Source organism: Rhodococcus sp. MS16 (assembly GCF_013277795.1).
GTDB lineage: Bacteria > Actinomycetota > Actinomycetes > Mycobacteriales > Mycobacteriaceae > Rhodococcus_F > Rhodococcus_F globerula.
Genome location: NZ_VBTM01000005.1, coordinates 563,103 through 590,099 on the forward strand (window position 1 = coordinate 563,103; position 26,997 = coordinate 590,099).

Genomic DNA, 26,997 nt, shown 5'->3' on the forward strand with positions numbered 1-26,997 from the left:
TCCGCCAAGAGTTCAGACCGGTTAGTCTGCAGCCACGCGGACTCTTGCAGTGGCAGTGACACTTACAGTGGCACTCACCCTCTTCCCCGGCACTGCAGGAGCCGCAACCAACGGCTGTACGTCGGTGACTCATCTTGTCCCCGAGAAGAACTGGGCGGTCACGATCCTCGACAACGGAAGCGGCACTACGCCTCGGGAGTCCACAGCTTCAGCTGCGGAACACCTGGCGGCGTGAACCCGAGCACCTGGCCGTAGAAGGACAGTTCCGCGTTGCGGGAACTGATGATCGTGGACTGCTTACGGAAGCCGTGGGATTCGCCTTCGTAGGCCAGGTAGGCGTGCGGAATGCCCTTCGATACCAGTGCATCTCGAAAGCGTTCGGCTTGTGACGGCGGAACGATCGGATCGTCGAGACCTTGCAGCAGCAATACCGGGCAGTTCAAACCGTCGACGTTGTTGAGCGGTGCGCGCTCCGCGTACAGCGCTGCGGATTCCGGCAGCGGCCCGATCAGTCCGTCGATGTACCGCGATTCGAAGTCATGGGTTTCCTTGACAAAGCCGTCCAGCTCGGCAACGCCGTAATAGGAAGCGCCACATGCAAACACGTCGGAGGTTGTCAACGCGGCCAGCACGGTCCAGCCGCCCGCAGACCCGCCTTCGATGGCCAGACGGGCAGGGTCGGCAAGCCCCTGCTCGGCGAGTCCGGTGACCGCGGTGATCACATCCTGGACATCTACGACGCCCCACTGCCCACGCAGACGATTGCGGTACTCGCGGCCGTATCCGGTGGATCCGCCGTAGTTGACGTCCACGACGCCGATTCCCCGACTGGTGAAGTAGGCGTACACGAGGTTCAGAGCGGGTGCGATGTGCGCGGTGGGTCCGCCGTGCACAAAGGCGACGTACGGCGGGAGTTCACCGTCTTGGCCGCGGTAGCGGGGATTGCGGGGCGGGTAGGCAAATGCGTGGACTTCGCGGCCGTGCCCGTGTGCAACAACGGTTCGAGCTTCCGGGAGATAAGCAGATTCGGGAAGCGCGTCGACGGACAGCCGAACATCACGCAGCGCTCCGGTTCCGAGGTCCAGTTCACGCAGTCCGGTAGCCAGTTTTGCGCCACCGCTTTTGATCAGCAGCTGATCATCGCGCACCTGCATGAGGCCGATGCTGGTGACGCCGGAGACGTCGATGTCGCGCAAGTCGCCGGTTTCCGGGTCCAGCACCGCGAGGGTATCCGTGCCGAAAGTGCGCACAGTCAAAAGTTTTCCGTTGCCGAGCACCTCGTACCAGCGGGCGCCGAACTGCCACAGCGCGTCACCGAAGTCGGCATCAACCGGGCACAGCGCGGCCACGTCTGTACCCACGCGATAGATATTCCACCACCCGCTGCGATCGCTGACCACGTACAGTTCGTCGCCCGATATCCATTCCGGTTGCAGCACTGATTCTTCCGTGCCGCCGAGAAGAACTCGATGCGGACCCGCTACGCCGTCGACCAGATCCGCAACCCGCAGTTCGGTTCCGTCCCAGGGCATCTGCGGGTGATTCCATGCGATCCAGGCGATCTTGCTTCCGTCCGGGGATGGCCGCGGGTATGCAAGGAAGTCCGAACCGCCGACGATGGCGCGAATCTCGCCGGATCCGTCGAGCGGAATGGCGCAGATGTCGCGCGTGATCGTGCCGCCTGGCGCGTGGGACTCGCGCACGGCCCACACGTCGGCTCCGACGATCGACAAATCCGCGTATCGCACCGATGACGATGTCGGGGGTGTCAATGCTCGCGGCCTGAGACCTTCGAGGATGTACACCCGCTGATCGGAGAACTCACTGAAAACCAACCGCCCGGCGTCCGTGACCGTCCACGCGCCGCCGCCGTACTCGTGAACTCGGGTGCGTGCGTTCCACGGCGCGGGCAGTACGTCGACGGGCTGATCGTCGAGTCCCAACCGTCGGATCGCAACGCGCCCGCCTTCGGTTGGCCGCAGCTCCGCCCACCACACCTCGTCACCGACGTAGCGGCCACCTTCTACCGGGTGACCTCCGTTGGCCAGATCTGCTGCGTCGATGGGCGATGCCCACGATCCGTACGGGGCTGCGATCACGTCGGTCGGCGTCATGCGCCCCAGAATAAGCCAACCGACGTGTAAGACAACCGAACAGACGGCACCTTCTATCGTGCCCGGAAGAATCCACTTGCGCACAGGTGGAATCATGTAAGTCGTGAGCACACCAGAACCCGTCCGCCATCGTCAGCCGCAGCGCGAGCTGGAGCAGTCGTCGAAGCTCCAGAACGTCCTGTACGAAATCCGTGGACCGGTGCACGCGCATGCCGCCCGGTTGGAGGCGGAAGGGCACCGGATCCTCAAGCTCAACATCGGAAACCCCGCACCGTTCGGTTTCGACGCACCGGACGTGATCATGCGCGACATGATCGCCGCTCTTCCTTACGCTCAGGGGTACTCGGAGTCCAAGGGCATTCTGTCGGCCAGGCGCGCGATCGTGACTCGGTACGAGCTGGTTCCCGGCTTCCCCGAGGTGGACGTCGATGACATCTACCTCGGCAACGGCGTGTCCGAGCTGATCACCATGACTATGCAGGCCCTGCTCAACAACGGCGACGAGGTGCTGATCCCAGCGCCGGACTACCCGTTGTGGACGGCAATGACCAGCTTGTCCGGCGGAACTCCGGTGCACTATCTGTGCGACGAAGGCAACGACTGGAATCCCGATATCGCGGATATCGAATCCAAGATCACCGACAAGACCAAGGCCTTGCTGGTCATCAACCCGAACAACCCTACGGGTGCGGTGTACTCGATGGAGATTCTCCAGCAGTTGGTCGATCTGGCGCGCAAGCATCAGCTTCTTCTGCTCGCTGACGAGATTTACGACAAGATCTTGTACGACGACGCCAAGCACATCTCGCTTGCGTCGTTGGCTCCTGATCTTCTGTGCCTGACGTTCAACGGTCTCTCGAAGGCGTATCGCGTTGCGGGCTACCGTTCGGGTTGGGTGGCGATCACCGGCCCGAAGGAGCACGCCGGCGGCTTCCTCGAGGGTCTCGACCTCTTGGCGTCGACGCGCTTGTGCCCGAATGTTCCGGGTCAGCACGCTATCCAGGTGGCGCTCGGTGGCCATCAGAGCATCGAGGACCTCATCCTCCCCGGCGGACGTCTGCTCGAGCAGCGCGATGTCGCGTGGGAGCGCCTGAACATGATTCCGGGTGTCTCGTGTGTCAAGCCGCGTGGTGCGCTGTACGCGTTCCCTCGCTTGGATCCGAATGTTCACGAGATCCACAACGACGAGAAGTTGGTTCAGGATCTTCTTCTGCAGGAGAAGATCCTGATGGTTCAGGGAACGGGCTTCAATTGGCCCGATCATGACCATTTGCGAATCGTTACCCTTCCGTGGGCCCGTGACCTCGCTGTCGCAATCGAGCGGTTTGGCAACTTCCTTACGAGTTACAAACAGTAGGAAGCTGGAAACCCACTGGCCACGGCCATGGACACTTGACCAGTTTGCTGTTCCACGAATGCCCCGCGCAGATAAATGTGCGGGGCATTCGTGCGACCTTGGTCACAAATTTCCGAAACCGATCGGTTTGGTTGAGCGTTTGACTAGTCGCGACCTGCCGCTACGGTAGAAACAGCGCAATTGGTCCGATAACTGTTGTAAATTAGTAGCAAGACAATGCACCAGATTGGTTTGAAATTGGGTACATTGGTTTCAGCACTTCGGTGCCGCGAGCACCTGGTATCCCTCCCCCCCCTGTGGATACCAGGTTGGTGGCGGGGACAACCCCCCCTGTTCCCCGCCACCCAGCTCGAACTCTTCCTCTCCAGCCGCCAAGTCCGGTGACTCACCTGTTCACAGCAACTGCCGCTAACATGGCACCGGTGCAAATCCCCAGTCCGACACTCAGTTTCCGATGAGCCACGGTCACGGCCATGGTCATGACGGCCCACTCCACATCGGAGCCACTGCTGCCCGCGTCGTCGTCGGCATCCTCACCGTCGTCGGTCTAGCCGTACTCGTCGGCGTCATCGCTCTGTGGCCGGACAAGGCCAACCTCGACATCCCGTTGCCGTTTCAGAACTCCGACGGCGGGTCAGTGGTCACGGAGGCCGGCACGGTCACCCTCCAGGAGATCGGCGCCTGCGGAAGTGTCTCGGCGGGAAGACCATTCGTCGGCGAACCGGCACCCCCGGCGAATACGAGTTATCAGTGTCAGCGAAGCATCGTCGACATCGAATCGGGTCCGAACGCCGGTACCCAGACATTGCTGGAGATCATTCCGGGTCCCGGCCAACCTGATTTGCGAGTCGGCGAGCATATCCGTCTGCTGCGCCAGACCGATCCGACCGGGGCGACGCAGTATTCCTTCGAGGACTATTCACGCGGATTGTCGCTGACGCTCATCGTCGTGGCTTTTGCCGTGGTGATCATCGCTGTTGCCCGGTGGCGCGGATTGCGGGCACTTCTCGGGCTTGTGGTGGCGTTCGGCGTGGTGGTCGGCTTTCTCCTCCCCGCATTGTTGGACGGAAAACCCGCGATACCCGTTGCCCTGGTGTCGGGCGCCGTCATTTTGTATGCCGTCTTGTACCTCGCACACGGGGTCTCGCTCCGAACCAGTTCTGCGCTTCTCGGAACCCTCGCCGCCATGGTTCTTGCTGCGGTGCTGTCTTACCTGTCGATCGAACTGACACAACTCACCGGGCTCTCCGAAGAGCAGAACACCAACGTGCAGACCTACATTCAGCACGTCGACATCACCGGACTCCTGCTCGCAGGCTTCATCATCGGCTCGCTGGGTGTGCTCAATGACGTCACGATCACCCAGGCGTCGTCGGCATTCGAGTTGGCGCAGTTGGACAAGGGCGCGACCCGACGCCAGGTGTTTGCCGGCTCGATGCGCGTGGGTCGCGATCACATCGCCAGTACCGTCTACACCTTGGTCTTGGCCTATGCGGGCGGCGCTTTGCCGTTGCTGCTGTTGTTCAGTGTCAGTGGCCGTCCGCTGGGCGACGTTCTGGTCGGCGACGCCGTAGCCATCGAAATTGTGCGATCTGCTGTCGGCGGCATCGCGCTTGCGCTGTCGGTTCCGCTCACGACGGCTATCGCAGTGCTCCTTGCCCGTCCACCGGGAAGTTCGACGGCCACCGCATCGAACGGTGGGCGTCACTCCAAGCGCTAGCTCACAAACCGGGGATGGGCGGCAGAACGGGAAGCAGGATCGGGGGCAGCCCGGGAATGTACAGCGCGGGCGGCGGCGCCGGCGCAGGTGCCGGCGGGACGTACGGCGCCTCGTAGGGTGCCTCGTACACGGGAGCTTCCTCCGTCACCGGAGGCGGCTCTGTTGTGGTGGTAGGCGGCGGTGTTGTGGTGGTGGTCGGAACCGTCGTCGACGGCGTTTGTGTTGTGGTGACCTCTGTTGCTACCGGGCCGGCTTCGCCCGAATCGCCGAACACCTTCCCGCCGTAGCCCATTCCCAGACCGACGATGACGATCGCGGCAACAACACCGGCTCCCAGTCCGGCGAATCGGAACTGCCTGCCTGACTCCGGGGTGGTTGTCTCGTCGTGTGAAGTAGCGGCGAGCCAGGTGGGTTGTCCCCCACTGACGTCTTCGTGAACAGCCGAGTACGCCTGGGCATCGACCATGACGGGTTCTTTGACGTCTGATTCGTCGCTGTCGTAGTCGGCGGCTGGTTGAGCCTGGGTCGGTACTGACTCGGGTGCAGGCGCCACCTGCGCATGCGCGGGCGCATCGAGATCGGCACTCGCCGGCGCAGGCCCTGGCCCGGTCATCGTTGCAAGGCCACCGTGGGCGAATGCCTGGACGGGCGCCGGCGCCACAGCAGGGGTGTTGATCGGGTACGGCGCAAAGATCGGCGCCACTGCCGGGGCCGCAACAGTCACGGCGGGCGCAGCGACGGGTTCTCTGCGGGGCGCGCCGCCGGCAAGCAGTGCGGCTCCCTGCGTGGCGAGGAGGTCTGGCTGTTCCGGCGCTATGACGGGGATTTCGATCCACCGTTCCAGCACGGTGCGAATGATGGGGACTCGGGCGCCGCCGCCGATCAGTACAACGGAGTCCGGGCGCCGACCGGAGGTGGCAACCACCTCACGGACCTCTCGGGCCAGAGCCTCGACGCTGGGCGCGACCAAGGAGTCGAAGACTTCTCGGGAGAGGAGTAGTAATCCGCCTGGTCCGGGGAGGCAGACTGCGCTGCGGGTCGAGAGTTGTTCCTTGGCCAGTCGGCTCCGGGCTTGGAGTTCTGCGACGCCTTCGGGATCGGTAGGCGTCGCGATGCGCCGTCGTTCGGTTTGGTCGAGGTAGACGAGTGCGTCGAACTGATCGCCGCTGACTTGACTGGATCTGGCGGTGACGATGGTTGCACCGGTGGTGCGATCGAGGACGTCGACGGTTGCACCGGTGGCGCCGAGGTCGATGACCACCAGGGTGTTCTGTGCGCCCAGCGTTCCCGGTTCCTCGAGCATCCGCAGAATTGCCGCAGATTCGGGTATCAGCCGGTAGTTGTCGATCCGGCCACGATCAAGTGCCTGGCTGAGGGCGCCTGCCTGACTCTGATCGCGGTAGACGACGGCGACAGAGTTGTCGTGGCCGGTGAATTCCGCGAGCGCGACGCGAATGGAATCTGCTGCGACATCTTCGGGGGTTTCGTGTCCGCGCACGATCGCTCTGGATCGAAATACCGGCCCACCATGCTCCGGCGCTCCTGGGCGTGCCAAGCGCACAGCGCTCGCCCCCACTGTTACACCGAGCACCAAGTTCATGAGCCACCTTCGTCGACTGCAAACAGATCCATGAGCAGATCCGTCACCTTCCGGCGGGAAGTCTACCCATTCGATTGCATCGTGGAGATGTACCGAGTCGAACCGACCGTACGGCTGGCAACTTGTCAGTTATTCATCTCTTAGCTCTCATCGCCCTACCCCGCGATAAATCCAGCCGGCCGATCGCCAGAGTGACGGGTCGAGGCAGTTGCGTCCATCGACGATCACCCGCCCGTGCACAACCGAATCCAGCTGTGACGGTTGGAGTTCGGCAAACTCCAACCATTCGGTTGCAACCAGCACGACATCTGCGCGCTTGCACGCCTCTGACGTCGACGTTGCATAATTGAGCGTGGGAAAAATGGTGCGCGAATTCTCAATCGCCTTGGGGTCGTACACCGTCACGTTCGCACCGTGCAGTTGCATCATGCCCGCAACATTCAGTGCGGGCGAATCGCGCACATCGTCCGATTCGGGCTTAAAGGCCGCACCTAGGACAGCCACGTTCATTCCCAGCAAACTGCCGCCGCAGACTTGCGTCACCAGTTCGAGGACCTTGGTTCGGCGTCGCATGTTGATGCTGTCCACCTCGCGGAGGAACGACAAGGCTTGATCAACGCCCAGCTCCCCGGCCCGCGCCGCGAACGACCGAATGTCCTTGGGCAGGCAACCGCCGCCGAATCCCAGACCGGCATTCAAAAAGCTCCGCCCGATCCGGGCGTCGTGACCGAGGGCGTCAGCTAACACGGTGACGTCGGCTCCGGTTGCCTCGCAGATTTCCGCGATCGCGTTGATGAAGGAAATTTTTGTGGCCAGAAAGGCGTTTGCCGAACCTTTGACGAGTTCCGATGTCGCCAGGTCGGTAACCAGAAACGGGATGCGCGCGTCGAGCATCGAGGCATAGACGTCCCGAAGAGCAGATTCGGCGGTGCCGGGGCGATCCCGATCGACGCCGACAACCAGCCGGTCCGGACGCAACGTATCTGCGACGGCTTTTCCTTCGCGCAGGAATTCGGGATTCCACGCCACCTCGACGCCGTCGCCTGCCGGGGCGGCGGCCCGAACCCGCGCGCCTAGCCGTGCGGCTGTCCCCACGGGAACTGTCGACTTCCCGACAATGACGGCCGGACGCTCCAATAACGGTGCCAGCGTGTCGATCACGGCATCGACGTGGGAAATGTCCGCGGCCTTCTCGCCGCGCTTCTGGGGAGTGCCCACGCAAAGAAAATGGAGATCCGCGAACTCCGAGGCTTCCGCGTACGACGTCGTGAAGCCCAGCCGCCCGGATTCGAGATTCCGCGTCAACAGCTGTGCCAGTTCAGGTTCGAAGAACGGAACATGACCGGCGCACAGCATCTCGACCTTCGCGGCGTCGATGTCGACGCCCAGAACCTCATGTCCCAGTTCCGCCATACACACGGCATGGGTCAGCCCCAGGTACCCGGTCCCGAACACGGTCAGTCTCATGAGTAGTTCATATATCCCAACGACGGACGCGGCGGGAACACCGCGTAGTCGATGTGCAAACATTTCGCGACATCATGGTGCCGCATTGTGGCGCTGCCCCTTTATGATTGACCTCATGCACATCCTCTTTGTCTGCACCGGAAATATCTGCCGATCGCCAACAGGGGAACGCCTTGCTCGGGCATTTGCGGAGGAAGCGGGAATCACGGATCTCACGGCGTCGAGTGCCGGCACACGCGCCCTTGTCGGTCATGCGGTGGAACCGACAGCAGCGCTCGTGTTGGAAGGGCTGGGAGGCGATCCCTCCAATTTTCGCGCTCGCCGGCTTACCACTGCGATCGCGTCTGAAGCCGATTTGATTCTGGCTATGACGGAGCGTCATCGCGACAAGATTCTGGCGTTGGCGCCATCGCAGTTCAAGCGGACTTTCACACTACGTGAGGCCGCTCGGTTAGCGGAAGAATCGGCGGCAACAACCGTTGCCGAACTCGCCGACGCTCGCCCGCGCTATCACGTTCAGGAAAGTGAAGACGTTGCCGATCCTATAGGCGCGGATGAGGAAACTTTCCACGCGGTGGGTTTAGAGATCGCCACTCTTCTGGGGCCTTTGCTACGGCGCATTGCGATTCCCGCTCAATAGGACTCCGCTTGCCGATCCTCTTCGGTAATCATTGCCCTCAGACAGAAAACAGCCCCTGTCCAGCTCAGTTGGACAGGGGCTGTTTGTTAGCTACTACGCACTCACGTTCAAGATCGACCCGATGCCCTTGCCGATGAATGCCAGAATGTCATCAACAGACGGGACGCCAATTTCTGCGCTGAAAGAATACAGGGAACCGAGCATGAGATCCTCCGGATCATTAAGGTGAATGGCGGATTGCCACCGCCGTGATACTAACCTTTTTTAGCACATTCCGGGCATTTGGTCGGAAAAAAAGTGATCATTTCCGGACCAAAGTCCCGTTTATGTACTCAGGCTGATTCGGCGGTAACAGAATCAATCGAGATAGCGATGTCCGTTTTCACTCGTCCGGAGCTGGAACTCCTGAGTTGGCGCATCATCGAACGGTATCGAGGAGTGTGGGGCTTCCTCGGAAGCCTTCACGGGAGCCTTGACGGGAGCGGCGCTGGTATCTGCGGCGTCCGTCGCGGGTGCCGGCGCCTTCTTCGGTGCGGTGGCCTCGGCAGGAGCCGCAGAACCTGCGGAGGCTCCCGGTAACGGCGCAGCTTCAGCGAGCGCAGGCACCGTCTTGTCGGTTTCGTAGTAGTACTTGTACTCGTATCCACCGCCGCGCTTGTTGGCGGGCGTCATCGTGATGACGGTGCCCAAAATGCGTGCGCCGACGCTCTGAAGGTTGCCGACGGCCCGGGCAAGCTGGTCTCGCTTGGTGCTGGCGTGGCGTGCAATTACCAAGGCGCCGTCTGACATTGCGGTCAGGACCGCGGCATCCGTTACCGGAAGCAGCGGCGGCGCGTCGATGATGACGTACTCGAATCGATCACGAAGTTCGGCAAGAACCTGTCGGGAGTGATCGGTGCCGAGCAATTCGCTCGGGTTCGGCGGAATAGGTCCTGAGGCAAGGACAACCAGATCGCCGTGCGTTGTCGGCTGCAGTACGTCGTCGAGTTGCGCTTGACCGGCCAGGACCGAGCTGAGGCCGACGGTGCCGATCATGCCGAGGTACTTCGAGACTCGCGGCTTGCGCAGGTCGCCTTCCACGAGGCAGACCGACTTTCCGGCCTCGGCGAGAACCAGAGCGATGTTGACGGCCGTCGTCGTCTTACCTTCTGCGGAAAGCGAACTCGTGACAACGATGACGCGTGGCGGGTTGTCGACTTCGAGGAACTGAAGGTTGGTACGCAGTTCGCGGTAGGCCTCGGCGCTGGCAGAGTTGCCTTCGTTGAATTCGATGGTGTGCTTGGTCTGCATTTCCTTGTCGAAGGGAATGGTTCCGACCAACGCCGAGCCTGCTACCTCTTCGACAACCCGACGATCCTTGACGGTGTTGTCGAGACGGTCACGCAAGACGGCAAGCGCGATACCCAGAAGCAGACCAACTGCTGCGCCGAGTGCGATGTTGCGCTTGGTGTTCGGCGAGACCGGTGTGGTGGGTGTTCCCGCTTCCTGCTCGACGACCACACGGGCCGCCGGGGTTCCACCCGTCTCCGGGGTCTCCAATTCCTTTGCCATCAAGACAAACTCGTCCGACAGCGCGTTCGCGATATCGCGTGCACGTTCGGGCGACGGATCCTTCACGCCCACGTCGATCAGAACCGTGTCGGGTGCGGACGTCGCCACAACGCTTGCCGCGAGTTGGGCCGGCGTCATTCCGTTGACTGCATCGCTACCGAGCCGATCGATAGTGCGCTGTGCGAGGGTTTGTCCGGTCAGGAGCTTGGTGTACGACGTAACCCGCTGCTGTGACAGCAGGTTTCCCTGGTATGCCTCGTTGACGGAGCTTCCCAGCGTGGTGGACACGAACAGCCTGGTAGAGGCCTGGTAGATCGGGGTCGAGATCAGCGAGGCGCCCAACGCGCCGAGAATCGCGACAACGGTGACAACAGCGATGATCTTCCAGCGCGCCTGCAATACCTTCAGGTAGTCCTGTACTTCCATCTTCAATCCCTTTCGGCTCACGCACTGAGCTGCGCGTTGGAGCGATGATCACAAGCGTCACGTCAGAACCCGCGACATTTGCCGCATACCTGACATTCAATTGAACAGCAAATCCTTAGACACTGCTTGCTACGTCACATCAGAATCCTCTCGATACCGCACCAGGTCAAAGATCTGGGAGAGAACTGATGGCGCCATCATCTCGGCATGCGTGGCATCGACCGAGTGTTCGCGAATGATCGCGACCCGATCCGACCATCGCTCGACCAGGTCGCGATGACGATGGAGATCTCTCTGCGCAACAACAAAATCCACAACTCCGCGGTAGCTCCTCGGTTCGTGGTCACTCGCCATTCTGGCAAGTTTCTCCACCCTTTCGGAAGCAGCTTCCAGGAGTTCAGCGGTCACAAAATCCAGGTGAGCTCTGGTGCGGATCTCGTCGGCCGCCTGCGCAAAGGTCAGATCGACGCGCGGCGCTTCCAGCTCGGTCAGACCCAGTTCGGCAAATAGCTCGCCAGCGGTGGGAGCTGCTTGAATGGCCGGTATCCGCTCCGGCGGCAACGTATCGAGCATGACAACCGATCCGACGCTCGCACCGGACTCCTCGAGCGCCACCGCCATCTCCTGCGCAACGGTTCCACCGAGCGACCAGCCGAGCAGGTGATACGCGCCATCGGGTTGAACGATCCGCACCGCGTCCACGTACCGTTCGGCGAGCGCGTTGAGGGTCCCGGGCAGCTCGCCCGCACCCGTTGCCTGCACACCGTAGACCCGACGGCCACCCAGGTGCTGCGCCACACCGGCGTAGCACCACGCCAATCCGCTCACGGGGTGAACGCAGAAGAGCGGCGGACGCTGATCGAGTGGATCTCCCCCGAGCAGGACGATGGTGTCCATCGGATCGGTCTTTCCGCCGGCCTCGATACGTTCGGCAAGTTCGGCCACCGTCGGATCGGTGAAAATCCATTGAACCTGCACATCACGATCGAGCCGCGTACGTAGCGTCGACGCTACGTCAACCGCGCCCATGGAGGTTCCGCCGAGTTCGAAGAAATTGTCGAACCTGCCAACCGTGTGCGCGGATGTGTTGTGCGCAAACGCTTGTGCGATGCACTCTTCCAGTTCCGTTTCGGGTGGCTCGATCACACCGACGCTGCCACGATCCGGCGCCGGCAATGCCACCTTGTCGACCTTGCCGGACGGTAGCACCGGAACCGCGTCGATCACCGTGACGGTTGCGGGAACCAGGTGACTCGGCAGGGTTGCCGAAACAAACTTTCGCAGACTGCTCGGATCCGCCGACGCATCCTCGAGCGTGACGTACGACGCCAGTTCCCCGTCCACCACAACGGTTACCGCAAACGTGACAGCGGGATGCTGACGCAATCCGGCGTCGACCTCGGCGGGTTCGACGCGGATGCCGCGGATCTTCACCTGGTCGTCGTTGCGGCTCACGAATTCGAGGGCACCGTCGTTTCGCCGTCGTCGAACGAGGTCTCCGGTGCGGTACATCCGGGCACCGGGATGGTTCGGGTCGGCAACAAACCGCAGGGCTGTCCGCTCGGGCGCGTGGATGTACCCGCGGGCAAGGTTGTGGCCGGCGATGTAGAGCTCGCCGGTGACGCCGTCGGGAACGGGATGCAGCCTGGCGTCGAGGACAAGCGTCGACGCTCCATGTACGGGGCCGCCGATTGCTGTGTCTCCGCCGGATATCTGCGCCGACGTTGCCGCCGCAATGGTGGTCTCACTGGGGCCGTATCCGTTGAAGATCCGATGCCGAGGGGACCACTGCGCCGCCAGGTCCACGCTCAACATCTCTCCCGCCGATTCCACTGTCAGCGAAGGGATCTCGTTCGGGTCGAGTGTCGAGAGAACCGTGGGTGTTGCGATGAGATGGGTGATCGCGTGCGAGACGATGAATTCCGTCAGTTCGGCTCCCGCGAAGACGTATTCCGGTGCCAGTACCAGCGTTCCGAGCGCGGCCGGCGCGATCATGAATTCGAGGACCGAGGCGTCGAAGGTAGGTGACGCCAGCTGCAGGATGCGCATGGCGGTGCCCGTCTCGAACATCTCGAGATGGGTGGCACACACATTTGCCAGGCCGCGATGAGATACCGCAACGCCTTTAGGGGTACCGGTCGATCCCGAGGTGTAGATGACGTAAGCGAGGTTGTCCGGGTGAGCTGCCCGCGTGCCGGTCAGCGGCGTTGTTGCAGTGCGATCGGACATCGGAATCCATGTCGGCGACGAGGGCAAAGCGCGGGCACCCGCCACGCACAGTCCGAGGCTCGCTCCACTGTCGGCAACCATCGCTTCGAGTCGCTCACGGGGCTGATCCGGGTCCACGGAAACCCAGGCGGCGCCGGCTCGCGCCACGGCCCAGAGTGCAACTACCCACAGATGTCCGCGCCCGGTTGCAACGGCAACCACGTCGTCGGGCCCAATTCCCCGATCCACCAGTTCCTGAGCCCAGTATGTTGATTGGTCGAACAGCTCTTGGTAAGTCCATGCCCTGCCGTCTGCCTCGAGCGCAGTGGCTTCGGGGGTTTCAGCGAGCACGTTGCCGATCAGTGCGGCCAGGGTGAGCGGCGCGATATCACCGCGACTGCGGAGCGGCTGGTTCGCTCGGTCACCGAGTACATCGATATCCCCCACCACACTCTGCGGATGCGCCACCACTTCGCCCAGAATCCGCATGAACCTCGCGGCAAACAGTTCTGCTGTCGACTGCTCGAACAGGTCGGTGGCATACAGCAATCGCAGGCGCACACCGACGCCGGTGTCGGTCAGATCCCAGGTCAGATCGTAATCGGCGGTTACGGGGGCTTCCCCGGTCAGCCGGAGCGGTTCGATCCCGGGCACACTCGGAAGTTCTTGTGCACGTTGGTACGCAAGCATCACGGTGAAGAGCGGGTGTTCGTTTGCCGTGCGCGGCGGCGCGATTCGGGCAACCACGTCGTCGAAGGACACGTCGGCGTTGTCCATGGCCCCGAGGTCGACGCGTCGTACCTGGTCGAGGATGTCCGAGAATCGATCGCTTGGACGGATATTCGTCCGCAGCGCGACGGTACCCACCATCATTCCGACCATCGACTGCAGGTCCGGGTCGTTTCGTAGGCTGACCGCTGTGCCGACAACCACGTCGTCGGTTGCGCTTTCACGCGCGAGCAGCACCGCGATCACGCTGTGCAGGAGCATGAAGACCGTCACTCCCTGCGAGTGGGCCAGAGCTGTCAGCCCCGCGTACAGGTCACCGTCAACCGCGGCGGACACGACGGAACCTTGTTGTGTCGGAGCAGCGGGCCGCGGGTGGTCTGTCGGCAGCGGCAAAACGCCGTCGACACCGCGGAGAACTGTTGTCCAGTAGTCCAATTGGCGGTGAGCGAGTGAGGTCGGATCGTTCTTATCACCGAGCACGCCGCGCATCCAGATGCTGTAATCCTGGTAGTCGACGGGCAGCGGGCGCCAATCCGGTTGATGCCCCGCACCTCTCGCAGACAGTGCGGCGGCAAAATCCGTGAGCACGATGCCCGTCGAACCGCCGTCGAGCGCAATGTGGTGCACCACAACAACCAAGGCCCGGGCGCCGGAGCCGTCAACGGTCAACTGCACGCGCATCGGCGGTTGGTGTTCCAACTGGAATGGCGCGGACGCAAGGAGCGCTGCGCCCTCGTACAGATCGCCGACAAGCACGGGAACAAGATCGACTGCCGCGACATCCGCGACTACCTGGTGTGGCCCGACGGAATCAGCGGGAAAGACGGTGCGCAAAATACTGTGCCGGGCAACCACATCCGATATGGCTTCCGCCAGAGCGTCTACCTCGATGTCCGGTCCGATGGCGACCGCGAATACCAAGTTGTATGCCGACGACGCAGGACCGAGCTGCGAGCTCAACCACATACGCTGCTGCGCGGGAGCCAACGGCACCCGGCTTTCGGCGGCGCGACTGGTGAGCAGTGGCCGGACAACAACGTCTTCGGCCGCATCGATCCAGCGAGCCAACGCACGCGGCGACGGATTCTCGAAAACCGCACCAACGGATACGTCGCGCCCGAACACCGAAGCCAGTCGACCCGCGACCACCGTGGCGGACAGTGAATCTCCACCGGATTCGAAGAAGTTGTGGCTCACACTCACAGTGCTGCCCGCCTGGTGCGACATCACTGCCGTCACCAATTCTTCTGTGGCAGTGAGCGGCCAGGCGTGAGGTGTGGATTCGCCGAGGTGCGCGTGCAGTGCGCTCACATCCACCTTGCCGTTGCGGGTGAGCGGCAACGCATCGAGAATGACGATGCGTCCCGGCACGAGGTACCCGGGTAGCTGCATCACCAATTCATGTCGGAGCGCGTCTTCGCTGGTTTCCTCGCCGACGACAAATGCGGTGATCACATCGCCAATCAGGAGCGCGGACACAGCACTCACTCCGGGGAGCAACCGCGCCGCAGTCTCGATCTCGGCCAGCTCGATTCGCACACCGCGCACCTTGACCTGACGGTCCGACCGACCGACGAATCCCAATGCACCACTGGCCGTTCGGTGTACCAAGTCGCCGGTGCGGTAGCGTCGCCGCCCGCCCGCTGCCGCCACAAAGGCTGTCGCCGTTGCGGCGGGATCGCCGAGATAACCCATCGCCAACCCGGGACCATTCACGTACAGCTCCCCCACCCCGCCATACGGGACGGGGCGCAGCGCGCCATCGAGCACTTCGGCTCCGGTACCGGTGATGGGTTCACCAATTCCGGTGTCCGAGTCGATATCCGCAAGAGTTGCCACGACGGTCGTTTCCGTGGGGCCGTAGGCGTTGAGCATCCGCGCGCCGGCACTCCAGGCGTGTGCGGTCGCGGGCGAGAGAACGTCGCCGCCGACGGCAACCACGTCGAGCAGTGGCAGTGCGGCCGGGTCCATCGTGTCGAGCACACCCGGGGTGGACAGTAGGTGCGTGATGCGGTGTTCTGCCACGAACTTTTCGAGGTCCCGGCCACCGTAAACGTCAGGTGGCGCCACAACCAATGCTGCTCCGCTGCCGAAGGCAAGCAACATCTCGAGCACAGCGGCATCGAAGCTCGGATTGTAGCCCTGCAGGACAACCGAATCCGGTGTGACGCGGTATCGCGCCACAGCTTCGTCCGTGAGCGGGCCGAGCCCGCGGTGGGTTACCGCAACTGCTTTGGGGTTACCGGTCGACCCGGAGGTATGGATGACATACGCCACGGCGTCCGGATTCTGCGTGCCGGGAACGGGGCTGACGGGTTGCAACACCGACCGCAACCGACGCAGACGGGCGTCGGGAAAATCAGGGTCGATCGGCGCAAAAGCAGCGCCGGTCTTGGTTATCGCCCACAGACGGAGGACGTAGTCGATCGATCGCACCGCGCTGATCTCGATCACCGCGCCCGGTCCGGCACCGGCGGCCACCAGCTCACGTGCCAGTTCGTTCGACGCGTGGTCGAGTTCTCGATACGTGAGCATCTCTGTGCCGTCGCGCAGTGCAACGTTGTCGGGAAACGCCACTGCGGTACGGGTGAAGATCTCACTCAGAGTCCGGGACGAATCAACGGGTGTTGCCACCCAGCTGGGTGCGGAGATCGTTGATGCTTCCGACGCCACCACGGAGGGGTTGGCAAGCGCGCGCTGCACAACGTCGACAAACAGGTCGGCCACCGATTGCGCAGTCGCGGCGTCGAAGAGCTCCCGCGCGTACACAACCAGCCCGTCCGTGTGGCCGTCCGGCCGCTCGGTCAGCGATACCTGCATCTCGAACTTGGCTGCGCCTGTCTCGATTTCGGTAGCACTGACGGCCAGGCCGGCGATGTCGACGTCGGGAATGGTGAAGTTCTGCAGTGCCAACGCAACCTGCGGCATCCGGCCACCGAGCATCGAGGTCAGAGCTTCCACGGGCACATCGCTGTGCTCGAAGGCCGCAAGATCGCGCTCACGAACCTGCTCCACGAGTTGCAGCATCGTCGTGTCGCGGTGAATCTGTGCCCGCAGCGGGACAGTATCGACAAACATTCCGATCAGATTGTCAAGGGCCGGTGATCGGCGGCCGTCCACCGCAGTTGCGATCACCACGTCCGAGCTGCCGCTCAACCTCGAGAGAACTGCTGCCAGTGCGGCGTGAAAGACCATGAAGGGTGTTGCCTGGGCCCGGCCGGCCAATTCCGCGATCGCCGACGTGGTGTGGGCGTCCAGGGAGAACTCCACACGATCTGCTGTCCACGACGTCGACACGATGCCGCGATCCGGCGTCAGCGGCGCCACCGAGTGGACGTCGGAGAGTTCCGTCTGCCAATGAGATACCGATTCGGTTCCTGAAGCCTGTTCCCACACTGCATAATCCGCGTACTGAATCGGCAACGGCTGCCACTGGGGAGCCGAACCTGCGTGCCGGGACGAATAGGCAGCAAGCACGTCGTGAACGATCGGCACCAGAGAGCCACCGTCTGCGGCAATGTGGTGCACGTTCACCGCGAGCACATGATGTTCGGGCGCGAGCGTGAACAATGCGGCGCGAATGGGGAGCTGATTGCTCACGTCGAACCCTTGGGATGCAAAGGCATGCAGATCGGCATCCAGTGAGTCTTCGGTGGCAGAACGGGATTCGAGAGCCAGTTCCGCATCGGCCAGAATCTGCTGTACCGGTGGCCGCTGCGGGTAGACGGTTCGCAGGATCTCGTGCCGGTTCAGCACGTCACCGAGGGCGAGTTGCAAAGCCGCACCGTCGAGCTCACCGCGTAGGTCAACGGCAACCGGCAGGTTGTACGCGCTGCTGGTGGCGTCGAGGGTGTTGAGCACCCACATACGTTGCTGATTGCGTGAGAGCGGAATTTCTACCGGACGCGGGCCGGCAACAATGTCCGCCACACCGTGATCGGAATCCGGCTCTTGTTCCAGCGCCGCAGCAAGTTCCGCGACGGTCGGGTGTGCAAACAGCAGTCTCAGCGAGATGTTCCGTGCCAGGGTGTTTCCTACCTGCGACGTCACTCGGGTAGCGAGTAGCGAGTTTCCGCCATGATCGAAGAAGTGTGTGCCACGGCCGATGTGGTCGGTTCCGAGCACGCTGGCGAATACGTCGGCCACAGCACGCTCGGTGGTGGTGCGCGGAGGTTCGAAGGGCAAGGCGGAAACGCGGGGTGTCGGCAATGCGCGCACGTCGAGCTTGCCGTTCACCACGGGCGGATCGTCGTGGAAAACCACAACGGCACCCGGGACCATGTACGACGGGAGCGCATCGGCAAGCCTGCGGCGCAGGTCGTCACCGTCAAGCTGCGCACCACGTTTCGGGCGCACGTACGTCACCAGCATCGGAGTGTCTGCGGTGCTGGTGCGGAGAACCGTTGCGCAGAAGTCAACTTCAGTGATCGCTGCGATGGCCGCTTCGATCTCGGCAGGCTCGATCCGCACACCGTTGACTTTCAACTGCGCGTCGTTGCGGCCTAGGTAGTGCAGCCGGTGGCCACTACCGGTGTTCTTCCACATCACCAGATCGCCGGTGCGGTACATCCTGGCGCCGCCTGCGGTGGCAACAAAGCGTTCGGCCGTCCATTCGGGGTGACCGGCGTATCCACGCGCAAGCGCAGCGCCCGCAAGGTAGAGCTCGCCCGCGACGCCAGGTGGAACCGGCTCGAGGAAGTTGTCGAGAACAAAGGCGTCGACGCCGGCTACGGGATACCCGATCGGGATGTCGCGGCCGTTTGCGATAAGCGGTTCTGTCGCAACGGTGTACATGGTTGCCTCGGCCGGACCGTAGCCGTTCACTACGCGTCGTCCCGGTGACCATCGTTCGACAATGTCGGCGGTCAGGCGCTCACCACCGAGCATCACCATCTCGAGGTGCGGCAGATCGTTGTCCTCGACCGTTGCCATCACCGTCGGTGTGATGCACAGGTGCGTGATCTGTTCGCGGCGAAGCAGGTCGGTGAGCGCGGGACCGGCAAACTCGGTATCCGACGCGAGCACCAGCGTTGCGCTGCTCGAGCCGGCGATCAACACCTCCAGGAGCGTCATGTCGAACCCCGGTGCGCCGCGGTGAAGTACGCGCGAACCAGTGCTCGCGCGGTAACGCGCTGCCAGATCGGCGTCGAGCGCTCCCAGTCCCTCGTGCGTGACCACCACGGCTTTGGGCGCTCCCGAGGTACCCGAGGTGAACACGACGTAAGCGGCGCCGCCGCTGGGGATCGTCTCTGTCGCTGCGGCACCAAGATCTGGGGAAAGCACTGCGCTGAGCGCATCGAGGGTGCGCGACGCCGGTTGAGCGGGGTCGATCAAGGCGGGCGCCGCACCGGTCTTGGCGATGGCCCACAACCGGACGATGGAATCGACAGTGCGATCCGCCGTCCACGGGATCACCCGTTCGGGACCCGCACCGTCGGCGCGCAAGTCCGCCGCGGCAACGTCGGAGCGGCGATCGAGTTCGCGATAGGTCAGGGTATCGCCGTTGCCGGTTACTGCCAGCGCGTCCGGTGCGGTGCGCACTCCACGGGTGAGCATCGACGCCAATGTGGTTGTCGCGCTGGTGTCGACCCCGCTGGCCGGAACCAACGCTGCTCGCTCGCCCGAGTCCAGAAGATCGATCCGTCCGAGGATCACCGACGGATCAGCGGATACCTGCTCGAGCAAGCGCACGTACCGTTCCGCGAACCGGGTGACCGTGTCTGCGTCGAATAGATCTGCGTTGTAGGCAAATTCCAGGCGCATCGGATGATCGTCGGCGGCGTCAGTCACATTCAGCTGGAGATCGAAGTTTGCGTGTTCGAACTCTGCGACCATCGGGGTGAGAGTCAGGCCCCGCAGTTCCCAGCTGGTCGGCCGCGGCGCCTGGAAGGACAGCGCGATCTGGAACAGCGGATGGTGCGACGGCGACCTGGCGGGATTCAGCTGTTCGACGAGCGTCTCGAAAGGCATGTCCGCGTGGGTGTATGCGGCCAGGTCCTGCTGGTGAACGTGGCCCAACAGCTCCGCGAAGGACGCGGTTTGATCGATCGCGGTTCGCAGAACCAACGTGCCCGCGAACATTCCCACCAGATCGTCCAGCTTTGGATCGGAGCGGCCGGCCACCACTGTTCCGATCGGCACGTCGGCACTGGCGCTGTACCGCGAGACGAGTGCGGCCAGCGCGGCATGCATCACCATGAACGTGGTGGCGTTGTGTGATCGCGCCAGGGTGTCGAGCAGCCCGCGCAAGGAATCACCGAGCTCGACCTGATGGGATCGGCCCAGGCCCGACGGCGTCAGCGGCCGTGGATGATCCAGCGGCAACGTCACCTGATCTGGCAAACCGGCCAGGTTCTCCAGCCAGTATTCGGCGACATGATCGGGGACTCCCGAATCGCGCTGCCACACGCTGTAATCGGTGTACCGAATCGGCAACGGCTGCCAGGACGGCGCGACGCCTTTCGCGTGGGCGGTGTATGCGGTGACGGTGTCTCGAATCAACGCGTCCATCGACCACGCGTCCGCGGCAATGTGGTGGATCACCAGTGCCAGAACGTGAGAGCCCTCGCCGAGGCGGAACAGTTCGCCGCGAACCGGTGGATCGACCGTCACGTCGAAGCTTGATCCCACCAGCGTGCCAACCCGGTCCATGACCGATTCAGAGCCGATTGTCACGGGTTCGAGTGCGGGAGTGACCAGTTCGGCCTCGAGCACCACCTGACGCACACCGTCGACTCCCACTGGGTAGATCGTCCGGAGCGTCGCGTGCCGCTCTACGACGTCAACCGCGGCTTTGCGCAGCGTCTTGGCGTCGACGTTTCCGTCGAGTCGCAGAATCACGGGAATGTTGTATCCGGCTGCGGTGGTGTCGAACTGGTTGAGAATCCACATGCGGTGCTGAGCCGGCGAGAGGATCAATTCTGCATCGCTGCCGGCAGGTTCGAGAGCGATGCGTCGACGGCCACTACCGATCCGGGCGCTGATACCTGCGGCCAATTCGCTGACGGTGGGGCGCTCGAATACTTCACGCACGTCGATGTCGGTGTCGAAGACCGCGCTCAACCGGGTAGACAGACGGGTCGCGATAAGAGAGTTTCCGCCCTGGTCGAAGAAACTCCGTGCGACGTCCACAGTTTCGAGGTGCAGGAGTTCGGCGAATACTGCTGCAACGGTTTCTTCCATCGGGTCGCGCGGTGGCCGCCCGTGGGTGGGGCGCGAGGCTGGCTCAGGCAATCCTGCTCGGTCGAGTTTGCCGTGCGCAGTGATCGGCAGTGCGGGCAGCGGCACAATCAGCGTGGGCACCAGATGAGCGGGCAGCTGGTTCCGCAGTTCCGATACAACGGCGTCCGCATCGTCGATGTCTGGCGCGATGTAGGCCACCAGCGCCGGTCCGGTGGGCAGCTCACGCAGAACTACTGCGGCCGCGCTGATCTCGGGTCGACGCAACAGCGCCGCTTCGATCTCGCCCGGCTCGATGCGATAGCCGCGCAGCTCTACCTGACTGTCGGCACGACCGATGTACCGCAGCGCGCCCCGGTACATCCGAACCCTGTCGCCGCTGCGGTACATCACCGATCCGGCAACTGCGGGTTCGGGAACAAACCTGGTGGCACTCAGTGCGGGTTTACCGAAGTACCCGGCAGAAACCTGCGGGCCCGCAACATACAGTTCGCCGACGGTACCTTCCGGCACCGGCCGCAACGAGCTGTCCAATACATACGTACGGAGTCCGGGAAGCGCCGTGCCGATAACGGAATCGTCGTCACTGGCGCCCGAAAGATCGAATGCCGTGACGTGCACCGTGGTTTCGGTGATGCCGAACATGTTCACGGCGCGAATCTCGCGATGGCTGTCGAGCCAGCCGCGAACCGAGCCCACATCCAGGGCTTCCCCGCCGAAGATCAACAGCCGCAACGGCAGTTCGGTGGACTGCGTGATCGCGGCAAGCGCCTGGAACGCCGACGGAGTCTGATTGAGAACAGTGACTCCTTCGTCTACCAGCAACTGCGCAAACTGCGGAGTGGACCGGGCGACATAGGCGTCGACGGGAACCAACCGTCCACCGGTTGTCAACGCACCCCACATCTCCCAGACCGAGAAGTCGAATGCACCGGAGTGGAACATCGTCCACACGTCGCCTGCGCCGACATCGAGAATCTTTTCGGTTGCCGCCAGCAACGCGATGACGTTGGCATGTGACACCACAACACCTTTGGGGGTGCCGGTGGAGCCGGAGGTGTAGATCAGGTACGCGTCCTGCGCAGGTACCACAGCGCGGCGCCGGGTCAGGTCGGGATCACCCACTGCCGCAACGTCGATCAGTTCGCGGCCGAAGTTCGTGAGGCGTGGTACCGCAGATTCGGCGCAGAGCACGTGTGTCGGTGCGGCGTCGCCGAGTAGATACTCGACCCGCGCGTCGGGATAATCGAGGTCGAGGGGAACGTACACACCGCCGGACCGAACTACGGCCAGCACCGCAACCACAAACTCCGGCGAGCGCGGCAGCGCAACGGCAACCCGGTCTCCTACCCGAACGCCGCGCTCGATCAAAGCGCCGGCAAGCACTGCAGACCGATGTTCGAGCTCGGAGTACGTGAGACCATCTTCGCCGACGCCTACTGCAACGTCATCACCGTGGGTAACCACCTGTGCCAGAAACAGTTCGGCCAATGAGTGTGCCGAGTGGGCAGGCGCCGCCGCAACTGGCGTCAGCGCATCACGTTCGCCGGCACTCAGGACGTCGACAGCACGAAGCGTGATATCCGGCCTGGCCGTGACGGCTTCGCAGACTAGCAGCAGCCGATCCATCCATCCGGACACGGTCTCCGCGTCGAAGATATCGGCAGCGTAGGTGAGTGACCCGGCGATTCCTCCGGGCGAGCCGTCGGGAAGGCGTTCTTCACGGACGGCCATTTCGATGTCGAATCGAGCGTGATCGGGGGTGTGACCCACACCGTGTGCCGTTGCCGAGCCGAGTGCCATATCGGCCTCGGTACCAAACGCGTCTAGCGCTAGCACAACACGGAACAACGGATTCCGGTTCAGTCCGCGGTTGGGTGCAACCCGATCGACCACCCAATCGAACGGCACATCCGCGTGTGACATTGCGGCGAGATCGACATCGCGAACCTGTTCGAGGAAGGCGGCAAAGGTGTCCCCCGGCTTGGTCGCCGTGCGCAGTGCCACCGTGCCGGCAAACATGCCCACCGTGGAATCGAACGCCGGGTGTGCGCGTCCGGACGTGGGAGTCCCGATCGCAAAATCCTCTGCGCCGGTGATCTTGTGGAGCAGAACTGCGAGCACGGCGTGCAGCGCCATGAACGTGGTGGCGTTGTGCTGGCGGGCAATCGCCGTCAGCTGTCCGTGAAGATCTGCCGGAATGTCGAACGCGATAGTGGCAGCGGGCGGTTCCGTGCCCATCGCCCGTCGCCTGTCGGTGGGCAGATCCAATCCCGTCGGCAGCGACCCAAGCGTGTTCTCCCAGAACGCAAGTTGGTCATGAGCAAGACTTCCCGGCTGATCGGGGTCACCGAGCGCTGCTCGCTGCCACACCGAATAGTCGCGGTAATCCAGCACCTGCGCCGGCCAGTTCGGCGGTGCGCCGCCAACGCGATCGTCATACGCCCGGACCAGGTCACCTACCACCGCACCGAACGAGAGTCCGTCTACAGCAATGTGATGAGCAACGACGGTCAAGCGGTGGTCGTGTTCGCCGAATGACGCCAGCACCAAGCGCAGTGGCAGTTCGGCAGCGACGTCGAATCCGCGCCTGGCTGCATCTGCGGCCGCGGCGGCGTACTCGTCTGCGCCCACCTGCAGCAGGCTTGTCGTGGATTCCGACAGGACCTGCACTGCTGTGCCTGCAGTTCCGATCGGATACATCGTCCGCAAGACGCGATGCCGATGTTGAATGTCGGCAAACGCCTGCTCGAGTGCGTCGATGTCGAGCCCTCCGCCGAGTGTCACCTCGAAAGACACGTTGTAGGCGGAAGATTCCGGGGCGAGGCGTGAGAGCAGCCAGATACGTTGTTGCGCCAGTGACGGTTCCACCACGACATCGGCGGGGACCACAACAGGTTCCGGCAACGCCGATCCTGCGGCCGTTCGGCGAAGGTGCTGCGCGAGTCCCGTCGGTGTCGAGGCCTCGAACACGTCGCGGACACCTACGCGAATGCGAAGGGCCTCGGACAGCCTGTTCGCGACATACACCGCGGCAAGCGAGTTCCCGCCGGAGGCAAAGAAATCGGCATCGGCACTCAGCGATGCAACCCCGAGTACATCTGCCATCACGGCGGCGACAAGAGCTTCGTGGTGATCGACCGGTTGCAGTGCGACGTCCGCTTCGCGATGCGGCGTGGGTAGCGCGTCTCGGTCGATCTTGCCGTTTGTGGTGGTCGGCCACGTAGACACCACGGTCACCGAGGACGGAATCATCGCAGCGGGTAGAACATTCGCCAGATGCTCAGTGACAAACGACGTCTCGGTGACAATCGGCGTGTCTGTGGACTCAGGCCCCTCATCGGCCGTGAGTACAACGTACGCAGCGATTTCGCCGTCGCGGGCAACCGCCAGCGCCGACGCCACACCTGAGACGGACGTCAGTGCCGCTTCCACCTCACCGAGTTCGACCCGGACACCACGAATCTTGACCTGATGGTCTGCGCGCCCGACAAATTCGAGCTGGCGCTCTGCCGTCCACCGCACGAGGTCGCCGGTTCGGTACATGCGACTCGACGGGTCTCCGTACGGCGCCGCAACAAACTTCTCTGCGGTGAGGCCCGCGCGGCGCACGTATCCGCGTGCCAGTCCGGGGCCCATCACATACAGTTCGCCGGTTGCTCCAATTGCGCTCGGCTGCAGACTAGTATCCAGCACAACGGCGGAGACGCCGTCGATGGGCCGGCCGATCGGCGGCCGCTGCGCCGGGTCCAGCGGTTCGCTCATGAACGCGGTCACACTCGCTTCGGTGGGACCGTACGAGTTGACGACGCCGACGTACGGCGACCACCGCTCGATCAGATCCGGCGAGGGCGACTCGCCGCCGACGTTGAGCGTGCGCAGGTCCGGCAAGCCGCTCGGATCCATCGACGACGCCACCGCCGGCGTGGACAGGAAGTGCGTCACGCGTTCTGCGCGTAGGTAGTCGGCCAGATCAGCACCGCCGATCAAGCCGGGCGGCACCACTACTGCGGTTGCGCCGGTTCCCTGTGCAAGAAGGAGTTCCAGTACCGCAACGTCGAAAGCGGGTGAAACAAAGTGAGCGACCCGGGCCGACGCGTCGACAACAAGATTCCTGGAGTGGGCGCGCAGCAGCGAAGTCGCGGCGCGGTGTGTAACCGCAACACCTTTCGGCTGCCCGGTGGAGCCTGATGTGTAGACGATGTAGGCAACATCATCGATCGCCGCAGCGCGCAGTACCGGTGTTTCGTGTTGATCGGCATCGTCGTAGCGATCGGTGTTGATGTCCACGTGCGTGATTCCCGTAGGCGCCGACCACGATCGCGGCGCAACGACGACGCTCACGCCCGCGTCCGCCAACATGAATTCGATACGTTCGGCCGGGTAGTCCGGATCGACAAACATGAACGCGGCGCCTGATCGGATGACCGCGCGGAAGGCGACTACCGACTCTGCCGAACGCGGCGCGATGATCGCCACCACGTCACCGGCGCCAACGCTGCGATCAATCAGCTTGTTACACAAGAAGGCTGATCGGGAGCGGAGCTCACCATAGGTGATCGTAGCGCCGCCCGCGCGGACAGCCGGCGTTCCGGCGCCGCCGGAACCCTCGGACAGAACTGCGTCGAGTGTCTGCGGCGAGATGGCCGGTAATCCCCTGCTGGGCACCAGCATCGCGTAATCGTCGGCGGTCAGTACACCAAGCCTGCCCACTGGAAGATCCGCCGGCGCATCGACAAGCTCGGTCAGAACCTGCACGAACTGCTGGTGGTGAAGCTCGAGGTCTTGCTCGTTGTAAACACCGGGGTTCGCCTCGAATCCCAACCGAATGTCAGCGCCCGCAACCGCTGGGTAGATGCTGAAGAACAGATCGTCGATAGGGCCGGACGTGAGTACGTGAAATTCTCCGACAACGTCGCCGAGGCGAATAGTGTTGTGGAACATCATGATGTTCACGGCGGGCCCAGCCGAATCGCGCGTTCCACCCCGGCTGCCGGGGCCGGCCATGTCCTCGTAACGGAATCGCTGATGACGCAGGGCGCCGGTCAACTGCGTCGAGAGCTGATTCACAAGTTGGGCCGCTGTCAATTCCGGATCCACCGACACGCGCATCGGCACGATATTGGCGAGCATTCCGCCAGAGCGTCGCATCGCGGCCGTCGTTCGACCTGAAATGGGAAGGCTCAGAGTAACTTCGGCAACTCCGGCCATGCGGGCCAGGTACACCGCGTAGGCGCCGGCGATAACCGGAACCTCGCTGGTTTCCCACAGTTTCGCAACTGTGGTGATCCGCGCGGCGAGATCTGCGTCCATGGTGCGAGTGAGCATGCGCTGCGGCATCGACGGTGCGGCACGCCGTTCGGTCAACCGCACGGGATCTGGCATGCCATCAACCAGTCCCGCCCAATATTGCCGGTCTGTTTCGAATCGGGAAGACGAACGATACGACGCATCCAACTGGTACAGCTCATGCAATCCGAGCGCACGTAAGGGCGGCACCTCAGTGTTTTCCACCAAATGTGTGTAACGCTCGGCAACCCGATTCATAAGCGTCATTGCGCCGTGTCCGTCGAGTACCAAATGGTGGGCGTGCGAATACCAGAAGTAATGATTTTCTGATACGTGCAACAAAGTGGCGGCAATTAGACGATCGACCGACATATCTATCGGTCGCGAATAGCTCAGCGTCATCCACTGATGTGCCGCTTCGATCGGATTGTCACTGCCGCGTAGGTCGACATAGCCAAGCGCATCGGGAATTGAAAGATCAACAACCTGTTGTGGTGCCGCATCCGTCTCGACTAGCCGTACCAGCGCAGATTCGATCTCGCGGCACCCACGATCCGTTGCTTCGATCAAAGCGGACACGTCGATAAGTCCGCGAAGTTCCACGTACTGGGCAACAACAAAAGGGGTTGAAGGATTGACTTGTTGCGCCAGCCACAGCGCCTGTTGGGCACGAGACAGCGGGAAAGAGTTCAAACCCGATACCTCCACCTTCATCAG

General features: G+C 62.9%; 8 protein-coding genes. 3 read left to right on the plus strand and 5 right to left on the minus strand.

Annotated elements, in window-relative coordinates:
- Positions 1–185: 185 nt before the first annotated feature.
- Positions 186–2,114, minus strand: a complete 1,929-nt coding sequence (locus FEZ60_RS15455) for a prolyl oligopeptidase family serine peptidase (protein ID WP_172936419.1) — start codon at positions 2,112–2,114, stop codon at positions 186–188.
- 103 nt (positions 2,115–2,217) lie between these two features.
- On the opposite strand from FEZ60_RS15455, the gene FEZ60_RS15460 reads away from it, so the two are divergent.
- Positions 2,218–3,471, plus strand: coding sequence for a pyridoxal phosphate-dependent aminotransferase (locus tag FEZ60_RS15460; RefSeq protein WP_033235721.1), 1,254 nt, complete (start codon positions 2,218–2,220; stop codon positions 3,469–3,471).
- Between the two features lie 454 nt (positions 3,472–3,925).
- Positions 3,926–5,191, plus strand: coding sequence for a YibE/F family protein (locus FEZ60_RS15465; RefSeq protein WP_033235722.1), 1,266 nt, complete (start codon positions 3,926–3,928; stop codon positions 5,189–5,191).
- A gap of 1 nt (position 5,192) precedes the next feature.
- On the opposite strand, the gene FEZ60_RS15470 is transcribed toward FEZ60_RS15465, so the two are convergent.
- Both FEZ60_RS15470 and FEZ60_RS15475 read right to left on the minus strand, forming a co-directional pair.
- Positions 5,193–6,791, minus strand: coding sequence for an Hsp70 family protein (locus FEZ60_RS15470; RefSeq protein WP_172936420.1), 1,599 nt, complete (start codon positions 6,789–6,791; stop codon positions 5,193–5,195).
- 147 nt (positions 6,792–6,938) lie between these two features.
- Positions 6,939–8,258, minus strand: a complete 1,320-nt coding sequence (locus FEZ60_RS15475) for a UDP-glucose/GDP-mannose dehydrogenase family protein (protein WP_172936421.1) — start codon at positions 8,256–8,258, stop codon at positions 6,939–6,941.
- Between the two features lie 115 nt (positions 8,259–8,373).
- Here FEZ60_RS15475 and FEZ60_RS15480 point away from each other — a divergent pair, with 115 nt between their 5' ends.
- Positions 8,374–8,898, plus strand: coding sequence for a protein-tyrosine-phosphatase (locus FEZ60_RS15480; RefSeq protein ID WP_033235836.1), 525 nt, complete (start codon positions 8,374–8,376; stop codon positions 8,896–8,898).
- Between the two features lie 357 nt (positions 8,899–9,255).
- Here FEZ60_RS15480 and FEZ60_RS15485 read toward each other — a convergent pair whose 3' ends face one another.
- Both FEZ60_RS15485 and FEZ60_RS15490 read right to left on the minus strand, forming a co-directional pair.
- Positions 9,256–10,875: a polysaccharide biosynthesis tyrosine autokinase gene (locus FEZ60_RS15485; RefSeq protein WP_116101888.1), complete on the minus strand. Its 1,620-nt coding sequence runs from the start codon at positions 10,873–10,875 to the stop codon at positions 9,256–9,258.
- A 129-nt stretch (positions 10,876–11,004) separates the two neighbouring features.
- On the minus strand, positions 11,005–26,994 hold the full coding sequence (locus tag FEZ60_RS15490) for a non-ribosomal peptide synthetase (RefSeq protein WP_242484610.1): 15,990 nt from the start codon (positions 26,992–26,994) through the stop codon (positions 11,005–11,007).
- Positions 26,995–26,997 lie beyond the last annotated feature (3 nt).